Below are 2,193 nucleotides of genomic sequence, written 5' to 3' on the forward strand. Positions count from 1 at the left end.
TGAGAATGGAAAGTGGGAGTGGAAGAAATGAAAACGAAAACGCCGTTTAATCTTACTGAAGAATTAAATAAGGTTCGTAGGAGATGAAAATTTGACGCCCGAAGGACGCATCAAAGCTGACTGTCTGATGTATCTGGAACGGCGCGGTTTCTTCGTTTGGAATAACCCTTGCGGGGCAGTGCGCATTGCCCCGGACAGGTGGCTTCATTTTGGGCGTAAGGGATCATCTGATATAATCGGAGTACTGCCGGACGGGCGGTTTCTAGCCGTAGAAATCAAGGCAGCGCATGGGCGGCTCTCACAAGAGCAATCGGCTTTCTTGGAAAAAGTACGGGGCATGGGAGGCGTAGCCGTGATCGCGCGCTCGATCCGGGAATTGGATACCGCCCTCCGAAATGAGGGATATGCCAATGACGGCCCTCTGTTTAATGATAACGCCGCGCCGTATGGCGGGGAAAAAATATAAAGACAAAAGGAGATGAAATGATATGGCAGAAATCGCTTTTCAATACCAAATACCTCAAAAAATGATAGGCACTTTTGTAGTGGACTGTTTCATAGCGGAGCATTACCAGTTCTCCAATTCTGTTACGGAAATACCTGTAGAAGAAGGCAGTAATGTATCGGATAACATTGTCGAGGATCAAGACGTTGTATCGGTTGAAGCATTTATTGGAAATGCCGCGTTTGAAGTGATGACAATAGACGGCAATACTATTTCAAATCTACAAGCCCCTGATAGAATGGCAAGGGTAATACAAGCGTATCAGGAATTGAAAAAACTTTCAAAATCAAAACAGTTGCTTGACGTTGTACTTGGACTGGAAACTTTTACGAACATGGTCATTACTTCATTTCAAATCGACCGCGACGTGGAAACGGGCGCGAACCTTCCCTTTACAATGGAGTTCAAAAAAATAAAAATCGTCAAATCCGACACTACAAATATTAACGCTTCCGGCAGTAGCGGAGGCAGCGCGGGTGATATAACCGCCAGTACTACAAATCAAGGCGTTGCCGGAACGGAAAAGCCTAATAACAGTCAAATCAAAGAGGAATGGCGTTTTTCTGTTCGTCAGGGTATTGCCTCACCCGCAGAATATCAAAAGAAATTCGGAGTGCCTTATCCGCAATGAACAATGATATGGCAAACCGCCCCGAACAGTATATTTTCTTCTGTAAAACTGATAAATAACAGAGGGAGAATAGGAAATGGGAAAGCCGTTTGAGAAAAACGATCCGCGAATTAACAGAAAAGGACGCCCAAAAAAGGGAGAGTGCATGACCGATATATTGAATTGGGCGTTGGATCAGGAAAGGAAAATAACTGACGGCAAAACGGAAAAAACTTTGCTGCTTCGTCACGCGCTCGCGGAAAAACTTATCAGCAAGGCGGTTGATGAAGGCGATATTGTGGCAATCAAGTATATTTATGACCGCTTGGACGGGCGGCCAAAAGAAAGCATAGAATTGACAGACAGCGCGATAGACGCCAAATTAAGGGAGATTATGAATAATGGCAATTTGCAAGAACAGTAAAACGGCGATTCAAATTATTAAGACGATCACCGAAAACATGAGGGACGGAACGCAAAAAACCGCTTTGCAATCAGTCGCGGAATGGATACATGAACACGCCTATGACATTCCTGATGATCCAAAGGAACGCCGCAGAACAGCAGAGCAATTAAGACGTGAACTTGGTCTTAAATATGCTGCTTTCGGAACAACGGAAAAAAGATAATGAAAACCGCCGCAAAATATTTTTACTTTGTATTTTTACATATAGTTTCACCATTTAGGATTGCATCAGCGGCCTCTGCTATTTCATAGTCGGCAAACTGTTTGTTACGGTATAAAAATTCTTCAAGCTCATCTTGTTTGAAAAAAAGCCTGCCTCTGCCACCGGTTGGCTTGTGGCATGGGATTTTTTTCCAATGCACAAGTTTGTAAATATATGAACGTGTATAACCTAAAAACTTCGTTGCTTCTTCCAATGTCATAGGAGTCATCATGCGTTGTATCCTTCTTTTCTTTTCCGGGGCATGCGCCCCGGCGCGTTCGCCCTTGCAGGCTTTGTGTTTTTAGGCGGTATCAGAAATTCACCATTTTTGTCAAAAATTGGAGGATCCTCAATTTCGTCTTTCTGTACCGGAGTATTTATAAAACCAGAAAAGCGGTGCCGGAAATTTT

The 2,193-nt window shown here is 43.7% G+C and carries 6 protein-coding genes; 4 read left to right on the top strand and 2 right to left on the bottom strand.

Translation table 11 applies throughout. From position 1 onward, the window contains the following. Positions 1 to 91: 91 nt before the first annotated feature. From ACYVRH_RS15160 to ACYVRH_RS15175, 4 genes are all read left to right on the top strand, one after another. On the top strand, positions 92 to 466 hold the full coding sequence (locus tag ACYVRH_RS15160) for a VRR-NUC domain-containing protein (RefSeq protein WP_461257679.1): 375 nt from the start codon (positions 92 to 94) through the stop codon (positions 464 to 466). Positions 467 to 488: 22 nt separating this feature from the next. Continuing rightward, positions 489 to 1,136 carry a phage baseplate protein gene (locus ACYVRH_RS15165; RefSeq protein WP_461257680.1) on the top strand — a complete coding sequence of 216 codons (648 nt, stop codon included), beginning with the start codon at positions 489 to 491 and terminating at the stop codon, positions 1,134 to 1,136. A gap of 76 nt (positions 1,137 to 1,212) precedes the next feature. After that, entirely contained in the window at positions 1,213 to 1,539 is a 327-nt protein-coding gene (locus ACYVRH_RS15170) for a DUF5681 domain-containing protein (protein WP_461251285.1), read from the top strand. Further along, on the top strand, positions 1,517 to 1,744 hold the full coding sequence (locus ACYVRH_RS15175; RefSeq protein ID WP_461257681.1) for a hypothetical protein: 228 nt from the start codon (positions 1,517 to 1,519) through the stop codon (positions 1,742 to 1,744). Before ACYVRH_RS15170 ends, ACYVRH_RS15175 begins: the two co-directional genes overlap by 23 nt. Positions 1,745 to 1,766: 22 nt before the next feature. Here ACYVRH_RS15175 and ACYVRH_RS15180 read toward each other — a convergent pair whose 3' ends face one another. Together ACYVRH_RS15180 and ACYVRH_RS15185 are read right to left on the bottom strand one after the other, a co-directional pair. After that, complete coding sequence (locus tag ACYVRH_RS15180; protein ID WP_461257682.1) at positions 1,767 to 2,003, bottom strand: helix-turn-helix domain-containing protein; 237 nt, start codon at positions 2,001 to 2,003, stop codon at positions 1,767 to 1,769. Positions 2,004 to 2,011: 8 nt separating this feature from the next. Beyond that, positions 2,012 to 2,193: hypothetical protein (locus ACYVRH_RS15185; protein ID WP_461257659.1), on the bottom strand; the 182-nt coding region annotated here is incomplete at its 5' end.

This window comes from Treponema sp. R80B11-R83G3 (assembly GCF_054786115.1).